The sequence below is a fragment of the Massilia alkalitolerans DSM 17462 genome (assembly GCF_000427785.1).
Classification (GTDB): domain Bacteria; phylum Pseudomonadota; class Gammaproteobacteria; order Burkholderiales; family Burkholderiaceae_D; genus Telluria; species Telluria alkalitolerans.
The window spans coordinates 11,602-33,674 of sequence record NZ_ATYR01000043.1 but is presented as its reverse complement, the minus strand read 5'-3'; the positions used below and the strand labels follow the sequence as shown (position 1 = coordinate 33,674).

19 protein-coding genes and 1 other RNA gene are annotated in these 22,073 nt (G+C 66.3%); 17 read left to right on the top strand and 3 right to left on the bottom strand.

Features of this window, described 5'->3' with window-relative positions; translation table 11 throughout:
• On the top strand, nucleotides 1-263 hold a 263-nt coding region (locus YWC_RS33145), incomplete at its 5' end, for a transposase (RefSeq protein ID WP_156923558.1).
• 23 nt (nucleotides 264-286) lie between these two features.
• On the opposite strand, the gene YWC_RS0125375 is transcribed toward YWC_RS33145, so the two are convergent.
• Nucleotides 287-1,990 carry a thiamine pyrophosphate-binding protein gene (locus tag YWC_RS0125375; RefSeq protein ID WP_036216052.1) on the bottom strand — a complete coding sequence of 568 codons (1,704 nt, stop codon included), beginning with the start codon at nucleotides 1,988-1,990 and terminating at the stop codon, nucleotides 287-289.
• 308 nt (nucleotides 1,991-2,298) lie between these two features.
• Between YWC_RS0125375 and rnpB the strand changes: the two genes are divergently transcribed.
• Both rnpB and glpK read left to right on the top strand, forming a co-directional pair.
• Nucleotides 2,299-2,637, top strand: an RNA gene (gene rnpB / locus YWC_RS31820) — RNase P RNA component class A.
• A 38-nt stretch (nucleotides 2,638-2,675) separates the two neighbouring features.
• On the top strand, nucleotides 2,676-4,163 hold the full coding sequence (gene glpK / locus YWC_RS0125370) for a glycerol kinase GlpK (RefSeq protein WP_027867883.1): 1,488 nt from the start codon (nucleotides 2,676-2,678) through the stop codon (nucleotides 4,161-4,163).
• Between the two features lie 10 nt (nucleotides 4,164-4,173).
• On the opposite strand, the gene YWC_RS0125365 is transcribed toward glpK, so the two are convergent.
• Entirely contained in the window at nucleotides 4,174-6,372 is a 2,199-nt protein-coding gene (locus YWC_RS0125365) for a hypothetical protein (RefSeq protein ID WP_051306753.1), read from the bottom strand.
• Between the two features lie 313 nt (nucleotides 6,373-6,685).
• On the opposite strand from YWC_RS0125365, the gene YWC_RS30860 reads away from it, so the two are divergent.
• The 3 genes from YWC_RS30860 to YWC_RS0125350 all read left to right on the top strand — a co-directional run bounded on the left by YWC_RS30860 (nucleotide 6,686) and on the right by YWC_RS0125350 (nucleotide 7,850).
• A complete protein-coding gene (locus YWC_RS30860; protein ID WP_156923901.1) occupies nucleotides 6,686-7,225 on the top strand; it encodes a DUF6622 family protein in 540 nt (179 codons plus the stop codon).
• A gap of 45 nt (nucleotides 7,226-7,270) precedes the next feature.
• The gene (locus tag YWC_RS0125355; RefSeq protein WP_027867881.1) at nucleotides 7,271-7,531 is read left to right on the top strand and encodes a hypothetical protein; all 261 of its coding nucleotides are present in this window, start codon (nucleotides 7,271-7,273) and stop codon (nucleotides 7,529-7,531) included.
• Between the two features lie 76 nt (nucleotides 7,532-7,607).
• Nucleotides 7,608-7,850, top strand: a complete 243-nt coding sequence (locus YWC_RS0125350; protein WP_027867880.1) for a hypothetical protein — start codon at nucleotides 7,608-7,610, stop codon at nucleotides 7,848-7,850.
• Here YWC_RS0125350 and YWC_RS0125345 read toward each other — a convergent pair.
• Nucleotides 7,847-8,797, bottom strand: a complete 951-nt coding sequence (locus YWC_RS0125345; protein WP_027867879.1) for an AAA family ATPase — start codon at nucleotides 8,795-8,797, stop codon at nucleotides 7,847-7,849. The two genes, YWC_RS0125350 and YWC_RS0125345, sit on opposite strands and share 4 nt — an antisense overlap.
• Before the next feature lie 468 nt (nucleotides 8,798-9,265).
• Between YWC_RS0125345 and mraZ the strand changes: the two genes are divergently transcribed.
• Genes mraZ through murC form a run of 11 tightly spaced genes read left to right on the top strand, consistent with a single transcriptional unit; the run spans nucleotide 9,266 to nucleotide 22,073 of the window.
• A complete protein-coding gene (mraZ, locus tag YWC_RS0125340) occupies nucleotides 9,266-9,694 on the top strand; it encodes a division/cell wall cluster transcriptional repressor MraZ (protein WP_027867878.1) in 429 nt (142 codons plus the stop codon).
• Nucleotides 9,695-9,701: 7 nt separating this feature from the next.
• Entirely contained in the window at nucleotides 9,702-10,676 is a 975-nt protein-coding gene (gene rsmH, locus YWC_RS0125335) for a 16S rRNA (cytosine(1402)-N(4))-methyltransferase RsmH (protein WP_027867877.1), read from the top strand.
• The gene (gene ftsL, locus YWC_RS0125330; protein ID WP_027867876.1) at nucleotides 10,673-10,945 is read left to right on the top strand and encodes a cell division protein FtsL; all 273 of its coding nucleotides are present in this window, start codon (nucleotides 10,673-10,675) and stop codon (nucleotides 10,943-10,945) included. The genes rsmH and ftsL overlap by 4 nt, the downstream gene beginning before the upstream one ends.
• The gene (locus tag YWC_RS0125325; RefSeq protein WP_027867875.1) at nucleotides 10,942-12,717 is read left to right on the top strand and encodes a peptidoglycan D,D-transpeptidase FtsI family protein; all 1,776 of its coding nucleotides are present in this window, start codon (nucleotides 10,942-10,944) and stop codon (nucleotides 12,715-12,717) included. The genes ftsL and YWC_RS0125325 overlap by 4 nt, the downstream gene beginning before the upstream one ends.
• The gene (locus YWC_RS0125320) at nucleotides 12,717-14,237 is read left to right on the top strand and encodes a UDP-N-acetylmuramoyl-L-alanyl-D-glutamate--2,6-diaminopimelate ligase (protein ID WP_027867874.1); all 1,521 of its coding nucleotides are present in this window, start codon (nucleotides 12,717-12,719) and stop codon (nucleotides 14,235-14,237) included. Before YWC_RS0125325 ends, YWC_RS0125320 begins: the two co-directional genes overlap by 1 nt.
• A complete protein-coding gene (locus tag YWC_RS0125315) occupies nucleotides 14,237-15,691 on the top strand; it encodes a UDP-N-acetylmuramoyl-tripeptide--D-alanyl-D-alanine ligase (protein WP_027867873.1) in 1,455 nt (484 codons plus the stop codon). The genes YWC_RS0125320 and YWC_RS0125315 overlap by 1 nt, the downstream gene beginning before the upstream one ends.
• 1 nt (nucleotide 15,692) lies before the next feature.
• Complete coding sequence (gene mraY, locus YWC_RS0125310) at nucleotides 15,693-16,862, top strand: phospho-N-acetylmuramoyl-pentapeptide-transferase (protein WP_027867872.1); 1,170 nt, start codon at nucleotides 15,693-15,695, stop codon at nucleotides 16,860-16,862.
• Nucleotides 16,863-16,876: 14 nt separating this feature from the next.
• Nucleotides 16,877-18,376, top strand: a complete 1,500-nt coding sequence (gene murD, locus YWC_RS0125305) for a UDP-N-acetylmuramoyl-L-alanine--D-glutamate ligase (protein ID WP_027867871.1) — start codon at nucleotides 16,877-16,879, stop codon at nucleotides 18,374-18,376.
• The gene (gene ftsW, locus YWC_RS0125300) at nucleotides 18,376-19,593 is read left to right on the top strand and encodes a putative lipid II flippase FtsW (protein WP_027867870.1); all 1,218 of its coding nucleotides are present in this window, start codon (nucleotides 18,376-18,378) and stop codon (nucleotides 19,591-19,593) included. Before murD ends, ftsW begins: the two co-directional genes overlap by 1 nt.
• On the top strand, nucleotides 19,590-20,684 hold the full coding sequence (gene murG, locus YWC_RS0125295) for an undecaprenyldiphospho-muramoylpentapeptide beta-N-acetylglucosaminyltransferase (protein WP_229413198.1): 1,095 nt from the start codon (nucleotides 19,590-19,592) through the stop codon (nucleotides 20,682-20,684). The genes ftsW and murG overlap by 4 nt, the downstream gene beginning before the upstream one ends.
• On the top strand, nucleotides 20,685-22,073 hold the full coding sequence (gene murC / locus YWC_RS0125290; protein WP_027867868.1) for a UDP-N-acetylmuramate--L-alanine ligase: 1,389 nt from the start codon (nucleotides 20,685-20,687) through the stop codon (nucleotides 22,071-22,073). It begins immediately after the preceding gene.

Genomic DNA, 22,073 nt, shown 5'->3' with positions numbered 1-22,073 from the left:
GACAGCATGAATCTGGCAGCAGTGTTCGAGGCAAACCCCATATTTCCAGGTTCGGACATGGCGTCATCCGAAAGCTCCTGTACATGCCAGCAATGTGTACACTTTATCGCACGACCTGGGCAAGGCCTTTCCTTGAACGCCTGACGCGTAATGGCAAGAAGCCGATGACGATCATTGTTGCCATGATGCGCAAGCTGCTTCATGTTGCCTTCGGTGTGCTAAAAGCTGGCGAAAAGTTCGATCCGGCCTTGCACACCGTTTGACGACCATAACAGTATCTACGAAATCAGCGATTCGCGTTGGCCGCTTCCGCCGTCTTGCGAATCGTCTCGAGCGTGGCGTTCGGCGTAATCAAATTGCCGTCGTAGCGCAGCTCGATCACCGCCGGCAGCTTGCGCTCGTTCGCATGCGCCAGCGCGCGCTGCAGGGCAGGCGCGAATTCCTCGGTCTTCTCGACCACCTCGCCGTGGCCGCCATAGGCGCGTGCCAGCGCGGCGAAATCCGGATTGTGCAGGCTGGTGCCCGACACGCGGCCCGGGTAGTCGCGCTCCTGGTGCATGCGGATGGTGCCGAACATGCTGTTGTTGAACACCAGGATGATCACGCCGGCGCCGTATTGCACCGCGGTGGCCAGTTCCTGGCCCGTCATCATGAATTCCCCGTCACCGGCGAAGGTCACGACCGTGCGCTGCGGATCGATGATCTTGGCCGCCACACCGGCCGGCACCGCATAGCCCATGGCGCCGTTGGTCGGCGCCAATTGGGTACGCTTGCCGCCGTAGCGGTAGAAGCGGTGCGCCCAGGTCGCGTAGTTGCCGGCGCCGTTGGTGATGATGGTGTCGCGCGGGCTTTGGCGCATGAGTTCCTGCACCACCTGCCACAGGTCGAGCGGCGCACCGCCGTCGCGGAAGATCGGTGGCTGCGCCTGCCAGGCGGCCAGGTCGGCCTTCGCCGCTTCGACGCTGCCGGCCCAGGCCGAGGAATCCACCGGCTCCATGGCGGCCAGCATCGCGCACACCTGCGGGGCGCCGCTGGCGATCATCAGGTCGGCCTGGTAGACGCTGCCCAGTTCTTCCGGATCCGCGTGGATGTGGACCAGGCGCTGGCGCGGCACGGGCGAGGACAGCAGCGAATAGCCGCTGGTGGTCATCTCGCCCAGGCGCGGGCCGATGGCGATCACCAGGTCGGCTTCCTTCACGCGCGCCGCCAGTTTCGGGTTGATGCCGATGCCGACGTCGCCCACGTAGTTCGGGTGGGCGTTGTCCATCAGGTCCTGGAAGCGGAAGGTGCAGCCGACCGGCAGCCGGTTGGCTTCGGCGAAGCGGGCCAGGTCGGCGCAGGCCTGGTCGGACCAGGAGCCGCCGCCGAGCAGCACGATCGGGCGCTGGCTTTCCGCCAGCATGGAACGCAGCTGCGCGACCTGCGCTGAGGATGGCGCCGCCTGCACCGGCTGGTAACGGCGCGCATCAGGCACTTCTGCTTTGGTGACCAACATGTCTTCCGGCAGCGCCAGCACCACCGGGCCGGGGCGGCCGCTGGTGGCGATCTGGAAGGCGCGCGCGATGTATTCGGGGATGCGGTCGGCGCGGTCGATCTGGGTGACCCACTTGGCCATCTGGCCGAACATGCGGCGGTAGTCGATTTCCTGGAAGGCTTCGCGGTCGATGAAGTCGCTGCCGACCTGGCCGATGAACAGGATCATCGGGGTCGAGTCCTGGTAGGCGGTGTGCACGCCGATCGAGGCGTTGGTGGCGCCGGGGCCGCGGGTGACGAAGCAGATCCCCGGCTTGCCGGTCATCTTGCCGTAGGCCTCCGCCATGAACGCCGCACCGCCTTCCTGCCGGTTGATCACGAAGCGGATGTCCGAATCGTGCAGTGCGTCCAGCACGTCGAGGTAGCTTTCGCCGGGCACGCCGAAGGCGGTGTCCACGCCGTGGGTATGGAGCGCATCGACCAGGATCTGGCCGCCGGTGCGGGAAGGGTGGGTCATGGTTGGGTCGTCCTTGGTGGTTTTGCTATCCAAACATTCTATGTGGATGAGGTGGGGAAGGATTTTGAAATGGCGACACGAAATTTCAGAAAACGTGGTGCAGAGTTGAGCTAGGCGGTATGCAACAAGCTTGGGTTCCGGCCTTCGCCGGAACGACGTGCCGAGGACGCGAACAGGAGACGGGGGTCGTAGTCCACAGCCGTAAAACCGTCGCCCCGGCAAAGGCCGGGGCCCAATTTTGCTCGCAAACCACATACACCTCCTTGAACCGGACCGCGACCACCCCAATCGGTTACAATGCCCCCCGTGAAGCAGGCCAGGCAGCCGCTGGCCGTCATCTTCGGGTGATGGCGGGAGGAAGGTCCGGACTCCATAGAGCGGGGTGACGGTTAACGGCCGTCCGCTGAAAGCCGCAAGGTATAAGGCGAGGAATAGGGCCACAGAGACGAGCGTATTAAGTTACGGTGAAACGCGGTAACCTCCACCTGGAGCAATTCCAAATAGGCACGCGTTGATGTTGCTCGCGGAGCGTGCGGGTAGGAAGCTTGAGCGCTGGAGTAATCCAGCGCCTAGAGGAATGGCTGTCATAGGGGCGTCCCGCAAGGGAGACCACTACACAGAATCCGGCCTATCGGCCTGCTTTACATGAATTCAGCGCCCTGTCGAGGCGCCCCGGGAGATGCCGATGCAGAAATACATCCTGGCGCTCGACCAGGGCACCACCAGCTCGCGCGCCATCGTCTTCGATCGCGCCGGCCTGCCCGTCGCGAGCAGCCAGCACGAATATCCCCAACATTTCCCCGAGCCCGGATGGGTCGAGCACGACGCCCTCGACATCTGGCACAGCCAGCTCGCCTGCGCCCGCGCGGCCCTGCGCGACGCCGGCATCGAGGCGGCCCAAGTGGCCGCGATCGGCATCGCCAACCAGCGCGAAACCACGGTGCTGTGGGACCGCGCCACCGGCGAGCCGGTCGCGCGCGCCATCGTCTGGCAGGACCGCCGCACCGCCGCCGTGTGCGACCGCCTGCGCGAACAGGGCAGGGCAGAAGACATCCGGCAGCGCACCGGCCTCGAAGTCGACGCCTATTTTTCCGCCACCAAGCTGCAATGGCTGCTCGAGCACGTGCCCGGCGCCAGAGCCCGCGCCGAGCGTGGCGAACTTTCCTTCGGCACGGTCGACAGCTGGCTGGTGTACCGCCTGTGCGGGCGCCACGTCACCGACGCCAGCAACGCCGCGCGCACCATGCTTTTCAATATCCATACGCTGCGCTGGGACGAGGAACTGCTGGCCCTGTTCGGCATCCCGGCCGGCGTGCTGCCGGAGGTCGTGGCCAGCTCGGAGGTCGTGGGCCTGGCGGCCGAAGAATGGTTCGGCGCCGCGCTGCCGATCGCCGGCATCGCCGGCGACCAGCAGGCCGCCACCTTCGGCCAGGCCTGCCACCGCCCGGGACTGGTCAAGAATACCTACGGCACCGGCTGCTTCATGCTGATGCATGCCGGCGCCACGCCGCCGGTGTCTCATCATCGCCTGCTGTCCACGGTCGGCTGGAGCGTCAAGGGCGCGACCGACTATCTATTGGAGGGCAGCGTCTTCATGGGCGGCGCCACCGTGCAGTGGCTGCGCGACGGCCTCGGCATCATCAGGCAATCCGTCGAGGTCGAGGCGCTGGCCCTGAGCGTGCCGGACAGCGGCGGTGTGATGCTGGTGCCGGCCTTCACCGGCCTGGGGGCCCCGCACTGGGACCAGTACGCGCGCGGCACCATCGTCGGCATGACGCGCGGGACGACTGGCGGCCACATCGCCCGCGCCGCGGTCGAGGCGATCGCCTACCAGAGCGCGGAACTGCTGGCGGCGATGCAGAAGGACGCCGCCTGTCTTGTTACCGAGATGCGCGCCGACGGCGGCGCCGCCCGCAACGACCTCCTGATGCAATTCCAGGCCGACCTGCTCGGCATCCCCGTCGTGCGGCCGCGCGTGACCGAGACCACGGCGCTGGGCGCGGCCTACCTGGCCGGGCTGGCGGTCGGCTACTGGGAGGGTGTCGACGAGATCGCCCGCCAGTGGCAGGTCGAACGGCGTTTCGAGCCGGCGAAGGATGCCGGCCGGCGCGCCGAACTGATGGCGCGCTGGGGCAGGGCGGTCGCGCACGCCAAAGGCTGGGCGCACATCTAGCCGTCGTGGGTCAGAACAGCCCCAAGCCGGCGCCCAGGTCGGTGTTGAAGGCAAGCCAGGTCAGCGCGGCCGCGACCAGCATCCCGAGCACCAGATAGAACTTCCAGGACGCACGCTGCGCCGCGTAGGGGTCTCTCAGGCTGCGCTCCGCCCCATCCGGCAGCCTGGCCATGCGGGTCAGCGCCGTGCCGAAAGGGATGTTGATGCGGGCCCGGGCGTTCACCGCCCAGCCGTTGGCGTCCAGGATGGGACCCAGGTTGCGGTTCCTCAGCTTGAAGAAGGCCATCGCCACGGAAGGACCCGAAATCGCCAGGAACAGGCCCGCCATCGCGAGCGGCATCTGCCAGCCCTCGAGGCCCAGGAAACCCGTGACCACCGAGGCCAGCGCGGTGCCGATGGCGCCGATCGCGAGCCCGAGGGCCGCGAAGATACCGGCGAAGCGCGCCGCGTCGAAAGGCGTGGGGGCAGGCCCGGGCCTGGCGCCGGATTCGACCTTGCTGCCGGTCTCGTTCACCAGCTTGGACGTCACGTCGTCCACGCCCCTGGCCCGGGTCGCGGCGAATTTCTCCATCTGCTCGCTGATCAGGCGGGTGGCCTTGCGGTAGGGCGCCCAGAAAGCCTGGCGGATGCTGATCGGGTGATCGACGATCTTGGTGATGGTGGCATCCCAGTCTTTGCCCTCGCGGTCGTAGAAGATGCCGTTGCGGCCGACCATGAGCTGGTCCGAGTCGCCCGCGGTGAACGCGGCGGCGATGCTCATCTTCTCGCTGCCGCGCACACAGTCGCAGTAAGCCAGGTAGACCCCGGACAGGCTGGCCAGGATGCCGTGGCGGGCCGGGTCCAGTACCTTGATGCAGAGCTCGCAGCTGCGGCCGTCCAGGAACAGGGTGCCGGCCTGGAATATGGCTTTGTCGCCGCTACTATAGAAGTTGCGGAAGGAGACGAAGTTATTGGCCAGCTGTTCCAGGTCGCGCACATAGCGCACCAGGCGTTCCACCTCGGCGATGGCGTTCGCTTCCGGGGCCAGGGCCAGGTCCCGGGACAGGAGCCCGTCGATGGCGGCGCGGATGCCAGGTGCCAGGAAGGCTTGGAGGCGGGCGGTCTCCAGGCCGGCCAGCGGCGTGTCCGGACGCGCCGCCTGCCAGGCCTGGTAGGCGGCAAAGCGGACCTTCAGATCCTCCCACTCGCCGGCGCCCAGGCTGTCGCGGTCTCCCAGCAGGGGCCGGACCACCTTGTCGCGCAGGGCCGCCACTGCCGCCGTCCAGGCCGGATTGATGCCGGACTCCAGGGGCAACGCGCCGCCGGCCTGGACGTAGGCGATCGGCAGGGCCGCCAGGGCTGCGTCGTCCGCCGTCAGGCTCCTGGCGCCGACCGCGCGGATCTCTTCCGGTGCGCCGTTCATCAATTCCGCGGCCCGCGGATCGAATTCGGCCAGGCTGCAACGGGTGAAATAATCGTCGGCCTTGGCCCGGATCGCGGCCAGGGCGGCAAAGGCGGATCCGGTGTCGGCGCCGAGGGGGAGCAGGGCGGCGTCCTCCTGGGGGCGGGACTGCCAGGCGAGCCAGGCTTCGGCTTCGGTAAAGAAGCGGTCGGCGCGCGCCCCGTCGATGCCTGGCGCGCCGCTGCGATCCGGCACGCCGCCCAGGGTGTCCACGATGGCGGCGAAGACCGGCCCCAGCGCCTCGTCGCAGGCGGCGGCGGCGGTGATGATGCCGTCGCCGTTGAAGGCCATGCCCGAGAAGATGCGGTCGCTGTCGCTGACATCCTCGACGCTGATGCTGTCGCTGCCGCCCTTGCCCAGGCTGTCCAGCACGTGACGCGCCGAGGTCAGGAGCCGCGCGCCTTCTGCGCTGTCGATGTCGAGGGCGGCCAGCGGCAGCGGGCCGCCCTGCGCCAGGACATCGGGGGAGGCCAGGCGCGCCGCCGCCCAGTCGATGGCGGCGATCAGTTCCGGAGCCCGGATGTGGCCGTCGTTGTCCGTGTCCATCAGCGCCAGGGTGCGGCGGTCGAACTCCAGGCCCTGGACCGGGCAGGAAAGGGCGACCCACAACTTCTGGTCGAGCTGCTTGAGATTGACGAGGTCGGCGCCCGTGTCGAGGCGGACCTGGGTAAAGCCGCCGGCGGAAAAGAAGCGCCATGGATGACGCGGCCGGTCCTCGACGATGGGCGAGGCGGGATCCAGGAGGGAGCGATCCAGCGGGGCGTTCATGACAGGGCCTCGCAGGCGCGGCATGTTCGCATGCGGGTGTGGAAGGGGGACGTGATAAGGGGAGGGACAACTGCCATGGCGAGCTTGGCCGGGAGGCCTGGGTCATTGTACGGAACCCGGCAGTCTAGCGGAAAACTTGTCGTTAAGAAATTGCTCGGAGATTTACACCAAAGAGCAGCGCGCCTTCGCGGCGCATTTCGCACCGCTTTCCGCGCATCTGGCGCCGCCGGCCGGTCGTGTCGTCGCAAACCTGCCGGCGCACTACCGGCCTTGATAAGGTGGCGTGCATCGGCCACCACGCGAAATGCCCATCATGCTGCAACAGATCCTCATCAAGACCCCAGTGTATGTCTGGGCCATCCTCGCCTTCCTGGTCTATCGCGGCGTGCTGGCCGCGCGGGAGCGCGACATGACACTCACCCGGATGGCGATCGTTCCGGTGGTGATGCTGGTGCTGGCGCTGCACGCCATCGCCGCCCAGTTCGGCATGGCGAGCGTGGCCATGCTTGCGTGGCTGCTCGGCGCGGCTGTCCTGACGCTGCAGCGCCTGGCTTTTGGCCGTAGCTGCGTCCTCGCGGTCGCCGGCGCGGGGAGGGTGAGACTGCGCGGCAGCTGGACGCCGCTCGCCCTTATGCTGACGGTATTCTCGATCAAGTATGTGCTGGCGGTCGTGCTGGTGATGCTGCCCGAAATGGCAGGACAAGCGGTCTTCGTGGCCACTGTGTGCGGCCTCCTTGGCCTGTGCAATGGCTACTTCCTAGGCCAGCTGGCGCGCAATATCGCCTCGGCTCGCCGCATCCCGCATGAGCAGCAGTCCAATGGTGTGCCGCCCACGATTGCCGATGCCGTATGATCCCCGCACCGGCGGCGCCCAGCTCGCCGATTCGCAGGAGAAAACATGCTGAAATTGGGAGACACCGATCCCCGGCTGATCGACAAGCTGGGCACACTCGCCGCACGCGTGGTGGAAGACGCACTGGCCTCGGGCCTGACCTGGGACCAGGCCGTCGTCGCCCTCGGCGTCGCGGCCAAGGCGATGTCGGCCAAGGCCGCCAGCCAGGGTGGCACCGCGCCGGCCGATTATGCCCTGCATGCCGAAAAGCGCCTGAAGGAAGGCATGGACCGCAGCGCAGCGGTGCTCAAGGCGTATCTGAGCTGAAGCGTGACATTCCGAGAGTTTGCAAGTCTGCGGCAGATGGCATGATCTGCCACATGCAAACGAGAAGAGGCAAGGGATGACGAACAGGGCGAAGCCTGACTACTGGTTCGCGGCCAAGCCGCCGGGACACGGATGGGGATGGGGCCCGCCGCTGACCTGGCAGGGCTGGGCGGTCTTCGTGGGCTTCATCGTGCTCCTGATCGCGGGATCGGTCCTGGTCCTGCCCTACGGCACCGGCATCTTCCTTGCCTACGTCTCCATCCTCGGCGCGCTGCTGATCTTCATCTGTGCGAAGAAAGGGGAGCCGCCAGGATCCTAGAACCCGATCCGGCCCTTTCCCGGCGTCGGCCTGATGCGGATATCGTCCACGCTCACGCGTTCGCGTCCGGCCGCCACCGCATGGCCCAGGCCATCGAGCAGGGTCTTGCGCAGGTCGCGCGGCGACACGCCAACCAGCCTGTCGAGCACCACATCGCCCAGGCGCGGATCGAAGGCCGCCAGGTTCAGTTCATCCAGCAGCCCGGCATACATGCGCTGGGCGATGCCGGCCGCCTGTTCCGGCGTCGGTGTGGGCACCTCGTACACGGCCATGCGATTGAGCAGCGGATGCGGGATGCCTTCGACCGAATTGGCGGTCAGCACCCAGAAGATCTGCGAAGCGTCGATCTCGACGTCGATGAATTCGTCGCGGAAAGTGCTGGCCGTTTCCGGTTCCAGCAGCTGATACAGGGCGGCGAGCGGATCGGATTGCGAGGAGCCGCTCGCCTTCTCCACTTCGTCCAGCACGATCACCGGATTGGCGTACTGCCCGCGCACCAGGCGCTCCGCCACCTTGCCGCACTTGGCGCCGCGCCAGCTGGCTGAACTGCCGGTGATGACGAAACCGGCCGACAGCGCATTCATGCTGATCAGCTCGCACTCGGTCTGCATCACCCTGGCCAGGCGCCGCGCGAAGTGGGTCTTGCCCACGCCGGGGCCGCCCAGCAGCAGGATCGGCATGACGTTGAAGCCGCGGTCGCCCGCGTGCGCCAAAGCCAGGTAACGCGCCAGGTCGTCCAGGACTTCGTCGAAATTAGGGCATTCCTCGAACAGGGGATCGAGGGCATCGATCGATGAGGGCTTGGTGACGAAGCGGTCGGCCCCGGTCTCCAGCATGCGCTCGTAGAACGCTTCGAGTTCCGGGGAGCGGCCGCGGCTGCGGTCGAGCGCTTCCTGGACTTCGATCAGGTCGTAGACCGCGCAGGTACGGGCGAGTGTAATGCTCACGGCTTTCTCCTAGGTCGCCCGCCCCCATCCGGCCTCCATCCTGCCGGGCGGGCCTTGGCCGGATGGGTCTTCGCCATGCCCCGATCCTACGCTTCCAGCCGAGCGCCGCCAATCCCAGGTCACTAATTCTGTGCGGCAATTTTAGTTTCCATAAAAAAAAGACGACGTCATGACGTGACGTTGATCAAACGGAAAGCTTGTCATTACAACTGAGGTCCAACCTTCATGTTGTTTCCTAAGTGACTGATTTACGAGACATTTTAGCTTCGGGATGCCTCAATAGATGCCGCTAAGTCCTTGGTTTCATTAGAAAAATCCGGATTTGCCAAGCGTGAATTCGCTTGACCACCAACATTGATTCCAATAAAGTGGGAAACAGTGTGAAAAAGTGTCGATTTGTGGGGGAGTTTTGGAACCCCAGGCGGCCAAAAAATTCTAAATTGATAATTCTCCAAGCTAGGTAAATACGTGTTCCAGGGCGCGTCAGCGATCAATCTCGATGCTAAAGGAAGGATGTCGATCCCGGCAAAGCATCGTGACGCCCTTGCGGTCCAGTGCGAGGGCCGGATGACGCTGACGAAGCATCCGCACGGCTGCCTGCTGTTCTTCCCGCGCCCGGTGTGGGAGCAGCATCGCGAGCAGATCGCGGCCTGGCCGATGTCGGCCCGTGCGTGGCAGCGCATTTTCCTTGGTAACGCGTGCGATGTCGAGTTGGACAGCGCAGGCCGGGTGCTGATTTCGCCCGAGCTGCGCGCCGCCGTGGGTTTGGAGAAAGAAGTCATGATGTTGGGCATGGGCACCCATTTCGAAATCTGGGATGCCGCCAAGCTTGCCGAAAGCGAAGCCGAAGCTGTTGCTGGCGGCATGCCCGATGTCCTTTCCAATTTCTCCTTCTGAGGCGCCGATGACGGAAACAAACACGGTGCCTGGAGCTTTTCAGCATCGCACGGTACTGCTGGATGAAGCAGTCGACGCGCTTGACCTGACCGGCGAGCGCGTCAACGGTACATATATAGATGGCACGTTCGGCCGTGGGGGCCACAGCCGCCTGATCCTGTCCCGGCTGGGCCCGCAGGGCCGCCTGGTCGCCTTCGACAAGGATCCGCAGGCGATCGCCACCGCGGCAGCAGTGCAGGACCCCCGTTTCACGATCGTGCATGACAGTTTTGCCACGATGATCGACGCGCTTGACGCGCGCGGCATCCGCCAGGTGGACGGCATCTTGCTGGACCTTGGTATTTCGTCGCCCCAGGTGGACGACGCCTCCCGCGGATTCAGTTTCCGCCAGGATGGACCGCTCGACATGCGCATGGACACCACGCGCGGGATGTCGGCGGCCGAATGGCTGGCCACCGCGACGCAACAACAACTGGAAAAGGTTATTCGGGATTATGGAGAAGAACGGTTTGCTTTCCAGATTGCAAAGGCGATTGTTGCTCGCCGCGCAATCCAGCCAATTTCGACCACACGAGAGCTTGCCGCAATCGTGGCAGACACGGTCAAAACACGCGAAAAGGGCAAGGATCCGGCAACCCGGACCTTTCAGGCTGTCCGGATTTTCATCAATAAAGAGCTTGAAGACCTCGAAGCAGGTCTGAGCGCCGCTTACGCGATGCTGGCGCCGGGGGCGCGCATGTCCGTGATCAGCTTCCACTCGCTGGAAGACCGCATGGTCAAGCAGTTCCTCGCGTCCAAGGCCAAGGTGGAGCAGCCGGACCGCCGGCTGCCGATCCGCGCTGTCGACCTGCCGCAGCCCCTGATGAAACTGATCACCAAGACCAAGCCGTCCGACCTCGAGGTCGAGGCCAACCCGCGCGCCCGCTCGGCGGTGCTGCGCGTGGCCGAACGCCTGGCGCATCGTCAGGAAAGCGCTGCATGAGCGTCAAGCTGAACATCGTTCTGACGGTGGCCGTGGTCGGCTGCGCGCTGTCGGTGGTGAACGCGCGCTACCAGTCGCGCCACCTGCTGATCGAACTCGAACGCCTGAACCAGCATTCGCGCCAGCTCGAGATCGACTGGGCCCAGCTCCAGCTCGACCAGTCCACGCTCGGCAAGAACGAGCGCATCGAGCAGATCGCGCGCAACAGCCTGAACATGTCGCCGCTCACTCCGGCCCGTACCCAGTACCTGACGGAAGGGGCGAAATGAGCCGCACCGAACGTCGCAGCACCTCGCGGGTGGCCGCGTCCAAGGGCGTGGCCTTCTCGAAGAGCCCGGTCCTGGCCGTGAACGTGCCCAACTGGCGCTCGCGCCTGGTGCTGTTCGTGCTGTTCGCGGCCTTCGCCGCGCTGGCCGTGCGCGCGCTCTGGCTGCAGGGCGTGTCCACCCAGTTCCTGCAAAAGCAGGGCAAGAGCCGCTACGAGCGCCTGGTCGAACTGCCGGCCGCGCGCGGCAAGATCATGGACCGCAACGGCCAGGTGCTGGCCTCTTCGCTGCCGGTGAAGGCGGTGGCCGCCTTTCCGAAGGAAGTGCTGAACGCGCCCGACGACAAGCTGGCCGAACTGGCGCGCCTGCTCGACATGCCGCTCTCCGAGGTGCGCACCAAGCTCGATCCGAAGCGCAGCTATGTGTACCTGAAGCGCCAGGTCGAGATGGACAAGGTCGAGCAGATCGAGAAGCTCAAGATCGACGGCATCGACACCCGCAAGGAATACAAGCGCTACTACCCGCAGGGCGAAGTGATGACCCACATGGTGGGTTTCACCAACGTCGAGGACCGCGGCCAGGAAGGCATGGAACTGTTCCACCAGAAGGCGCTGATGGGCGTGCCGGGCAGCCGCCGCGTCATCCGCGACCGTCTCGGCCACATCGCCGAAGACCTGGGCATGTTCCGCGAGCCGCACCACGGCAAGGACCTGACCCTGTCGGTCGACAGCAAGCTGCAGTACATCGCCTTCACCAGCGTGAAGAACGCGGTCGAGAAGTTCAACGCCCAGGCCGGCGGCGCCGTGGTGCTGGACGTGCACACCGGCGAAGTGCTGGCCATGGCCAACTACCCGACCTACAACCCGAACGACCGCAAGGGCCTGACCGGCGCCCAGCTGCGCAACCGCGTCATCACCGACACCTTCGAGCCGGGATCGACCCTCAAGCCGGTCACGGTGGCGCTCGGCCTGGAAAAGAAGAAGATCACCCCGGACACCGTGTTCGACACCTCCGGCGGACGCATCGTCGTGGGCGGCCGCCCGATCCGCGACATGCACCCGAAGGACGCGCTGACCGTCAGCGGCATCATCCAGAAGTCCTCGAACGTCGGCACCGTCAAGATCGCCCAGCTGCTCGAGCCGAAGGACATGTGGGAGCTGTACACCAAACTCGGCTACGGCCAGGCGCCGCGCTTCGGCTTCCCGGGCGCCGTCGCCGGCCGCGTGCGTCCATGGAAATCCTGGAAGCCGATCGAATACGCCAACATGTCCTTTGGCCACGGCCTGTCGGTGTCGCTGCTGCAGCTGGCGCGCTCCTACATGGTGTTCGCGCGCGACGGCGACATCATCCCGCTCTCCTTTTTGAAAGTTACCGAAGAGCCGGTCGGCCAGCAGGTGATCACGCCCGAGACCGCGGCCAAGGTGCGCACCATGCTGGAATCCGTCGTGGAGCCGGGCGGCACCGCAACGCGCGCCCGGGTGGCCGGCTACCGCGTGGGCGGCAAGACCGGCACCGCCGAGAAGATCGTCAACGGCCGCTACTCGAAGACCGACAACATCGGCTACTTCGTCGGCATCGCGCCGATGTCCAAGCCGCGCTTCGTCATCGCGGTCATGATCGACAACCCGCGCGGGGCCCTGAGAACCGGGGGCAGCGTCGCGGCGCCGACCGCCGCGGACCTGGCCTCGAATGCCTTGCGGGCGGCGAACGTGCCGCCCGACTCATCGATCACCGACATCATCATTCCGGACGAACCGGTAGAGGAGGATTTGTGATGGCGATGAGCCTGAACGACATCTGCCAGTGGATTCGCGCCGCCGCTCCAGGCGGCCGACTCGTTTCCGACTCCCGCCGCGTGGCGCAGGGAGACGTGTTCTTCGCCTATCCGGGCGAAGCCTCCGACGGACGCAGCTACATCGCGTCGGCGCTCGCCGCCGGCGCGGCCGCCGTCGTCTATGAAGAAGAAGGCTACACCTGGGACGCGGCGCACGACATCGCCCATCTCGGCGTGGCCAAGCTGAAGAAGAACCTGGGTCCGATCGCCCATGGCGTGTTGCAGAATCCGGACGCCGGCATGTTCACCGTCGGCGTCACCGGCACCAACGGCAAGACTTCCTGTGCGGTGTGGACCGGGCAGGCGCTGGCGCGCCTGGGCGAGACCGCCGCCGTGATCGGCACCCTGGGTGTCGGCATCGTGAAGAAAGGGGCGGAACCGCAATTCGACGCCACTGGCTATACCACGCCGGACGCCGTGCTGCTGGCGCAGACCCTGGGCGAGCTGCGTGCCCAGGACGTCGGCGCGCTGGCGATCGAGGTCTCGTCCATCGGCCTGGTGCAGGAGCGCGCCGCCGGCATGCACTTCGACGTCGCCATCTTCACCAACCTGACCCGCGACCACCTCGACTTCCACGGCACGATGGAAGACTACGAGGCCGCCAAGCTGAAGCTGTTCGAATGGGAGGGCCTGAAGCATGCCGTGGTCAACCTGGACGACCCGGCCGGCCTGCGCCTGGTGGCGCACCTGCGCACGAATTTCCCGGCGCTGCCGGTGACCGGCTACACGCTCGGGAGCGAGGCCGGGCAGCCGGCCATCGACGGCGTCGCCATCCTGCGCGCCTCGAACATGCGCAGCCGCCACGCGGGCACCGACTTCACGGTCGACAGCCCGGCCGGCAGTTCCGTGGTGAAGACCCGCCTGGTCGGCCACTTCAACGTCAGCAATGCGCTGGCGGTGCTGGGCGCGCTGCTGGCCAAGGGCGAGTCCTTGAAGAACGCGGTGGACGCCGTCGAGGCGCTGGTGCCGGCCCCGGGCCGCATGCAGCAGATCGGCGGCCAGGATGCGCCGATGGTCGTGATCGACTACGCGCATACGCCGGACGCGCTGGAAAAGACGCTGCAAGCCCTGCGCCAGGTGGCCGACGAGCGCGGCGGCCAGCTGTGGTGCGTGTTCGGCTGCGGCGGCGACCGCGACCCGGGCAAGCGCCCGCAGATGGGCGCCGTGGCGCAGGCCGCCGACCACATCCTGGTCACCAGCGACAACCCGCGCAGCGAAGAGCCGGCCAGCATCATTGCCCAGGTCGTTGCCGGCATCGAGAAGGAATACCAGGCCGTGGAAGACCGCGCCACCGCGATCCTGCTGGCCGTGAAGAACGCCGGCAAGCAGGACGTGATCCTGCTGGCAGGGAAGGGCCACGAGCCCTACCAGGAAATCAAGGGCAAGAAGCTCCCGTTCTCCGATGCCGACCACGCTTCGCTGGCATTGACCGCGCGGCTTACCATGATGAGGACCCACTGATGCGCGGTACGCTTGCACAACTGGTCGCCGCGATTCCGGGCGCACGGCTCGTGGGCGGCGACGCCGCTTTCGAGGGCGTGTCGACCGACAGCCGCACGGCCCCCGCCGGCGCGCTGTTCGTCGCCCTCAAGGGCGAGACCTTCGATGCGCACAGCTTCCTCGTCCAGGTCGCCGGACGTGGCGTGGCCGCGGTGGTCGTACACGCGCTGCCGGAGGGCTGGACCCTGCCTGCGATCGTGGTGCCGGATACCCTGGTGGCGCTGGGCCGCATCGCCAATGCCTGGCGCACGCAGCATGACATCCCGGTGATCGGCGTGACCGGCTCGAACGGCAAGACCACGGTCAAGGAAATGATCGCTTCGATCCTGGCCGCCGCCGTCGGCGAGGAGGCGCGTCTGGCGACCCAGGGCAACCTGAACAACGAGATCGGCGTGCCGCTGACCCTGTTCCGCTTGGGGAAGGCGCATCGCGCCGCCGTGATCGAGATGGGCATGAACCATCCGGGCGAGATCGCCCGCCTGGCCGCCATCGCCGCACCCACCGTGGCGATGGTGAACAACGCCCAGCGCGAGCACCAGGAATTCATGCACACCGTGGAAGCGGTGGCGCGCGAGAACGGCTCGGTGCTGCAGGCGCTCCCGAGCGACGGCGTCGCGGTGTTCCCGGGTGACGATACGTATACCGACTTGTGGCGCGGCTTAGCGACATGCCCCGTGCTGACCTTCGGCCTGACCGAGCAGTGCAATGTCAGCGCCAGCTACACCAGCAACGGCTTCGGCAGCCAACTCACTATATCAACGTCGTTCCCGCCCAATTCCGTTGAGCAGTCGGCTGCGCACGCAAACTTGGATTCCCGCCTGCGCGGGAATGACGGTTTTGAAGCTGGTGGGGGCAACACCGTCAGCGTCACGCTGCAGGCAGCAGGGGAGCACAACGTGCGTAACGCGCTCGCCGCCTTCGCCAGCACCCTTGCCGCCGGCATCCCGGTCGAGGCCATCGTGCGCGGCCTGGAAAGCTTCGCCCCGGTCGGCGGCCGCCTGCAGCGCAAGCAGGCCGCCATTGGTGCGACCGTGATCGACGACACCTACAACGCGAATCCCGACTCGATGCGCGCCGCGATCGACGTGCTGGCGGCGTATGAGGCCCCGCGCATCCTGGTGGTCGGCGACATGGGCGAAGTCGGCACGCAAGGTAAAGAGTTTCACGAAGAAATCGGTGCTTACGCTCAGGCGCGTGGCATCGAACACGTGCTCGCCACTGGCGAACTGGCCCGTCACATGACGGCGTCGGGAGCACGGCATTACGAGCAGTTCGACGAATTATTGGCAGCACTGGATTCAACACTGGGCGGCAATAGGAAAGCGACTGTGCTGGTGAAGGGCTCGCGCTTCATGAAGATGGAGCGCGCGGTCCAGCACCTGACCGGATCAACTATGAGTAAGGACGCCCACTGACATGCTTCTCTGGCTAGCCCAATATTTTCAGGACTACATCGGTCCGCTGCGCGTGTTCAACTACATCACGTTCCGCGCGGTCTTCGCGACCATCACCGCGATCGCCATCGGCCTGGTCTGCGGCCCGGCCGTCATCCGCAAGCTGACCGCCATGAAGGTCGGACAGGCGGTGCGCACCTATGGCCCGCAGACCCACTTGGCCAAGCACGGCACCCCGACCATGGGGGGCGTGCTGGTGCTGATCTCGATCGGCGTCTCGACCCTGCTGTGGTGCGACCTGTCGAACCGCCTGATCTGGCCGGTGCTGGTGGTGACCATGGGCTTCGGCGCCGTCGGCTGGGTCGACGACTACCGCAAGGTGGTCTACAAGGACCCGGAAGGCATGCGTTCGGGCGAAAAGTACTTCTGGATGTCGCTGATCGGCATCGCCTCGGCCCTGTACCTGGCGTTCTCGGTCTCGGCCGCGAACCCGTGGGAAGTGCTGCAGCTGTTCTACGCCTGGGTGCAGTCGGGCTTCTCGATGACCCTGCCCCCTAAAGCAGACCTGATCGTGCCCTTCTTCAAGTCGATCAGCTACCCGCTGGGCGTGTGGGGCTTCATTGCGCTGACCTATTGCGTCATCGTCGGTTCCTCGAACGCGGTCAACTTCACCGACGGCCTGGATGGCCTGGCGATCATGCCGACCGTGATGGTCGGCGCCGCCCTTGGCCTGTTCGCCTACCTGACCGGCAGCGTGACCTATGCGAAGTACCTGTTCATCCCCTACATCCCGGGCGCCGGCGAACTCCTGATCTTCTGCGGCGCGATGGCGGGCGCGGGCCTGGCCTTCCTCTGGTATAACGCGCACCCGGCGCAGATGTTCATGGGCGACGTCGGCGCGCTGGCGCTGGGCGGCGCGCTCGGCACCATCGCCGTCATCGTGCGCCAGGAAATCGTCCTGTTCATCATGGGCGGCGTGTTCGTGGCCGAAACCCTGTCGGTGATCATCCAGGTCACCTGGTTCAAGTACACCAAGAAGCGCTACGGCGCCGGCCGCCGCGTGTTCCTGATGGCGCCGCTGCACCACCATTTCGAACAAAAAGGCTGGAAGGAGACCAAGGTCGTGGTCCGCTTCTGGATCGTGACGATGATGCTGGTCCTTGTCGGCCTGTCCACCTTAAAACTGCGCTGAAGCTACGCTAAACAATGAACTACGAAGGCAAATCCGCACTGGTGCTGGGCCTGGGTGAATCCGGGCTGGCGATGGCGCAATGGCTGGCGCGTTGCGGGGCACGCGTGCGCGTGGCCGACACGCGCACCGAGCCGCAGCGCCTGTTCGCGCTGCGCCAGGCGGTGCCGAACGCGGAGTTCGTCGGCGGCGAGTTCGGCGAGCCCCTGCTCGACGGTATGGACTTCGTCGCGGTCAGCCCGGGACTGGCGCCGGAGCGCGAACTCGCCCAGGTCGCGCCGCAGGCGCGCGCGCGCAATATCCCGGTATGGGGCGAGATCGAGCTGTTCGCACAGGCGCTCGCGCACCTGCGCGCGGAACGTGCCTACACGCCGAAAGTCATCGCCATCACCGGCACCAACGGCAAGACCACGGTGACGAGCCTGACCGGCCTGCTGTGCCGCCGCGCCGGCCTGTCGACCCGCGTGGCCGGCAATATCAGCCCGGCCGCGCTCGACGTGCTGCGCGAATGCCTGGATGGCGAAGACCTGCCGCAGGCCTGGGTGCTCGAGCTGTCGAGCTTCCAGCTGCACACCACCTTCAGCCTGCAGGCCGATGCGGCCACCGTGCTGAACCTGACCCAGGACCATCTCGACTGGCATGGCAGCATGGACGCCTATGCCGCCGACAAGGCGCGCATTTTCGGTACCGATACCGTGCGCGTGCTGAACCGGAACGACGCCATCGTGATGCGCATGGGCGCGCCCGACACCCCGACTTTCACCTTCGGCACCGACGAGCCGTCCGCGCCCGACAGCTTCGGCCTGGTCAACGAACGCGGCGTGCTGTGGCTTGCCAATGCCGTCGCGCTCATTGATGAGCCGCCGAGGAAGCTCAAGAAGGGCGAGACCGCGCCGCCGGTCGAAGTGAGCGTCAACCGCCTGATGCCGGCCGATGCGCTGAGAATCCGCGGCCTGCACAATGCCTCGAACGCGCTGGCCGCGCTGGCCCTGTGCCGCGCCTGCGGCCTGCCGCTGGCCCCGCTGCTGCACGGCCTGCGCGAATACGCGGGCGAGCCGCACCGCGTGGAACTGGTCGCGAACATCGACCGCGTCGATTTCTATGACGACAGCAAGGGCACCAATGTCGGCGCGACGGTCGCTGCGCTGGAAGGCCTCGGTAAAGCCTTTGCGGGCGAAGACCAGCAGATCCTCCTGATCGCCGGCGGCGACGGCAAGGGCCAGGACTTCGCGCCCCTGGCATTGCCCGCGTCGCGCTACGTGCGCGCGGTGCTCCTGATTGGCCGCGATGCGCCGGCGGTCCGCGCCGCGATCGAGCCGAGCGGCGTGCCGGTGTTCGATCTGCCGGGCCTGCCGGAAGCGGTGCGCCGCGCCGCCGGCCTGGCGCGCCCAGGGGACGCCGTGCTGCTGTCGCCGGCCTGCGCCAGCCTCGACATGTTCACCAACTACGCGCACCGCGCGCAGGTGTTCGTCGACGCCGTGCGCGAGCTGGCGCTGGAGAAGGGGCAGGAGATCTGATGGCTTTCCAGCTTCCGTTCAAGTTCTCCGGCTCCAGCAGCGATGCAAGCATCGCGGCGCGCAGCCGTCCGTCGAAGATGATGGACTACGACCAGCTGCTGGTCTGGGTCACCGTGCTGCTCATGATGTTCGGCCTGGTGATGGTGTATTCGGCTTCGATCGCGCTGCCGGATTCGCCCAAGTTCGCCTACCTGAACGACAAGAACGAATACTTCCTGTACCGCCAGATGATGTACATCATCGTCTCGATGGTGGCCGCGGCCGTCGTATTCCAGGTGCCGGTCGCCGTGTGGCAGAAGTACGCGCCGATGATGTTCATCGGCACGCTGTTCCTGCTGGTGATCGTGCTGATCCCGGGCATCGGCGTGTCCGTCAACGGTGCGCGCCGCTGGCTGCCGCTGAAGGTCATGCAGCTGCAGCCGTCCGAGATCATGAAGATCGCGGTGGTGCTGTACGCGGCCGATTTCACGGTGCGCAAGCAGGAATACATGCACAAGCTGACCAAGGGCTTCCTGCCGATGATGGTCGCGATCGGACTGGTGGGCGGCCTGCTGCTGCTGGAGCCGGACCTCGGCGCCTTCGGCGTGATCGTCTGCATCGCCATGGGCATCCTGTTCCTGGGCGGGATCAATATCGTCTGGTTCGGGGGCATCGGCGCGCTGCTGGTGCTGATCTTCAGCGCGATCATCGCGCTGTCGCCGTTCCGCCGCGCCCGCATGTTCGCCTACCTCGACCCATGGGCCGATGGCCATGCGCTGGACAAGGCCTACCAGTTGACGCATTCCCTGATCGCTTTCGGGCGCGGCGAATTCTTCGGCGTGGGCCTGGGGAGCAGCGTCGAGAAGCTGTTCTACCTGCCGGAAGCGCACACCGACTTCATCATGGCCGTGATCGGCGAAGAACTCGGCCTGGTCGGCGTGCTCGTCGTGATCGCGATGTTCTACTGGCTGGTCAAGCGCGCCTTCGACATCGGCCGCCAGGCCATCGCCCTCGACCAGATCTTCGCCGGCCTGGTCGCCAAGGGCGTCGGCATCTGGATCGGCGCCCAGACCTTCATCAACATGGGCGTCAACCTCGGCCTGCTGCCGACCAAGGGCCTGACCCTTCCGCTGATGAGCTTTGGCGGTTCGGGCGTGATGTTCAACTGCATTGGCCTGGCCATCCTGCTGCGGGTCGACTACGAGAACCGCGTGCGCATGCGGGGAGGGCGGACATGAGTACGCCAATGAGGAAGCGCCTGATGATCATGGCCGCCGGCACCGGCGGCCACATCTTCCCCGGCATCGCGATCGCGCAGACCATGCGCGCGCGCGGCTGGGAAGTTTCGTGGCTGGGCACCGCCCATGGCATGGAAACCGAGCTGGTGCCGAAGGCCGGCATCCCGATGGACAGCATCGACTTCGCCGGCATGCGCGGCAAGGGCCTGGGCCACACCATCAAGGGCGCCTTCAAGATGCTGGGCGCCTTCGCCGCCTGCCGCCGCTACCTTGGCCGGCGCAAACCCGATGTCGTGCTGGGCATGGGTGGCTACGTCACGGTCCCGGGCGGGATGATGGCGAAGACGCGCAACATTCCGCTGGCCCTGGTGAATGCCGATGCGGCGCTCCTGCTGTCGAACAAGACCCTGGCCCCGATCGCCAGCCGCGTGCTGTTCGGCTTCCCGGCCGATTTCGGCGCGGCAGCCGGCAAGGCGGTCGTCACCGGCAATCCGGTGCGCCAGCAGATCCTCGACCTGCCTCTACCGGCCGCGCGTTTCGCCGGCCGCAGCGGCCCGCTGCGCGTGCTGGTGGTCGGCGGCAGCCTGGGCGCCAAGGTGCTGAACGACAGCGTGCCTGCCGCGCTGGCGCAGATCGACCCGGCAACGCGTCCGGTCGTGACCCACCAGTCGGGCAAGAAGAACATCGACGCGCTGCGCGCCGCCTATGCGGCGGCCGGGGTGCAGTCCAATGTGGTCGACTTCATCGACGACATGGCCGCAAGCTATGCGAACGCCGACCTGGTGATCTGCCGCGCCGGCGCGATCACGGTCTCGGAACTGACGGCGGCCGGCGTGGCCAGCGTGCTGGTGCCGTTTGTCGCGAGCACCACCAGCCACCAGCGCGACAACGCGATCTGGATGCACGAACAGAAGGCGGCAGTGCATTTGCCGCAGGGCGAACTGAATCCGCAGCGGCTGGCAAGCCTGCTGCAAACGACAACGCGCGCCGACTGCCTGGCAATGGCGCAGGCGGCGCACAAAGTGGGCAAGCGCGATGCGAATGAGGCAATCGCGCGCGAACTGGAGCAACTGGCCGGGATGAGCAAATAAATGAAGCACAAGATCAAGAACATCCATTTCGTCGGCATCGGCGGCAGCGGCATGAGCGGCATCGCCGAAGTGCTGCTCAACCTCGGCTACAACGTGTCGGGTTCCGACCTGTCGAGCAATGCCGCCAGCCAGCGCCTGAGTGAACTGGGCGCCCGCGTGTACACCGGCCACTCGGCCGAACACGTGGTCGGCGCCAACGTGGTCGTGACCTCGACCGCCGTCAACGAAGCCAATCCGGAAGTGGTCGCTGCCCGCGCCGCCAAGGTGCCGGTGGTGCCGCGTGCGATCATGCTCGGCGAACTGATGCGCCTGAAGCGCGGCATCGCGATTGCCGGCACCCACGGCAAGACCACCACCACCAGCCTGGTGGCCTCGGTGCTGGCCCAGGGCGGCCTGGATCCGACCTTCGTCATCGGCGGGCGCCTGACCGCAGCCGGCGCCAACGCCAAACTGGGTTCGGGCGACTACATCGTGGCCGAGGCCGACGAGTCGGACGCCTCCTTCCTGAACCTGACGCCGATGATCGAGGTGATCACCAACATCGACGCCGACCACATGGACACCTACGAGCACGACTTCGAGAAGCTGAAGGCCGCGTTCGTGAACTTCACCCACCGCCTGCCGTTCTACGGCCGGGTGATGATGTGCATCGACGACCCGCACGTGCGCGCCATCCTGCCGCAGGTGACCAAGCCGGTGACGACCTACGGCTTCTCGCCGGACGCCGAAGTGCGCGCCATCGACGCCCACGCCGAAGGCGTGCAGATGCACTTCACGGTGCGCCAGCAGGGCTATCCGGATACCAGGTTCGTGCTGAACCAGCCGGGTATGCACAACGTGCTCAATGCCTGCTCGGCAGTCGCGATCGCGCGCGAGATCGGCATCGACGACGTCTCGACCAACCTGGGCCTGCAGAATTTCAGCGGCGTCGGCCGCCGCTTCACCCGCTACGGCGAAGTGGCCATCCCCGGCGGCGGCAGCTTCACCCTGGTGGACGATTTCGGCCACCACCCGGTCGAGACCGAGGTGACCCTGGCCGCCGCGCGCGCCGCCTATCCGGGCCGGCGCCTGGTGCTGGCCTTCCAGCCGCACCGCTACAGCCGCACGCGCGACCTGTTCGAAGACTTCGTGAAAGTGCTGGCGACCCCGGACGTGCTGCTGCTGGCCGACGTCTACGCCGCCGGCGAAGCGCCGATCGTGGCCGCCGACGGCCGCGCCCTCGCGCGCGCGCTGCGCACCGGCGGCAAGCTGGAACCGATTTTCGTGGAGGCGATCGCCGACATGCCCGCCGCCATCATGAACGTGGCGCGCGACGGCGACGTCGTCCTCACCATGGGCGCCGGCTCGATCAGCGGTGTCCCGCAACAACTGACCAATGCAAAGGCCTGA

Coding starts and splice junctions, on each gene's coding strand:
- YWC_RS0125375 (WP_036216052.1), bottom strand. CDS start 1,990: ATGACCCACCCTTCCCGCACCGGCGGCCAGATCCTGGTCGATGCGCTC.
- glpK (WP_027867883.1), top strand. CDS start 2,676: ATGCAGAAATACATCCTGGCGCTCGACCAGGGCACCACCAGCTCGCGC.
- YWC_RS0125365 (WP_051306753.1), bottom strand. CDS start 6,372: ATGAACGCCCCGCTGGATCGCTCCCTCCTGGATCCCGCCTCGCCCATC.
- YWC_RS30860 (WP_156923901.1), top strand. CDS start 6,686: ATGCTGCAACAGATCCTCATCAAGACCCCAGTGTATGTCTGGGCCATC.
- YWC_RS0125355 (WP_027867881.1), top strand. CDS start 7,271: ATGCTGAAATTGGGAGACACCGATCCCCGGCTGATCGACAAGCTGGGC.
- YWC_RS0125350 (WP_027867880.1), top strand. CDS start 7,608: ATGACGAACAGGGCGAAGCCTGACTACTGGTTCGCGGCCAAGCCGCCG.
- rsmH (WP_027867877.1), top strand. CDS start 9,702: ATGACGGAAACAAACACGGTGCCTGGAGCTTTTCAGCATCGCACGGTA.
- ftsL (WP_027867876.1), top strand. CDS start 10,673: ATGAGCGTCAAGCTGAACATCGTTCTGACGGTGGCCGTGGTCGGCTGC.
- YWC_RS0125325 (WP_027867875.1), top strand. CDS start 10,942: ATGAGCCGCACCGAACGTCGCAGCACCTCGCGGGTGGCCGCGTCCAAG.
- YWC_RS0125320 (WP_027867874.1), top strand. CDS start 12,717: ATGGCGATGAGCCTGAACGACATCTGCCAGTGGATTCGCGCCGCCGCT.
- YWC_RS0125315 (WP_027867873.1), top strand. CDS start 14,237: ATGCGCGGTACGCTTGCACAACTGGTCGCCGCGATTCCGGGCGCACGG.
- mraY (WP_027867872.1), top strand. CDS start 15,693: ATGCTTCTCTGGCTAGCCCAATATTTTCAGGACTACATCGGTCCGCTG.
- murD (WP_027867871.1), top strand. CDS start 16,877: ATGAACTACGAAGGCAAATCCGCACTGGTGCTGGGCCTGGGTGAATCC.
- ftsW (WP_027867870.1), top strand. CDS start 18,376: ATGGCTTTCCAGCTTCCGTTCAAGTTCTCCGGCTCCAGCAGCGATGCA.
- murG (WP_229413198.1), top strand. CDS start 19,590: ATGAGTACGCCAATGAGGAAGCGCCTGATGATCATGGCCGCCGGCACC.
- murC (WP_027867868.1), top strand. CDS start 20,685: ATGAAGCACAAGATCAAGAACATCCATTTCGTCGGCATCGGCGGCAGC.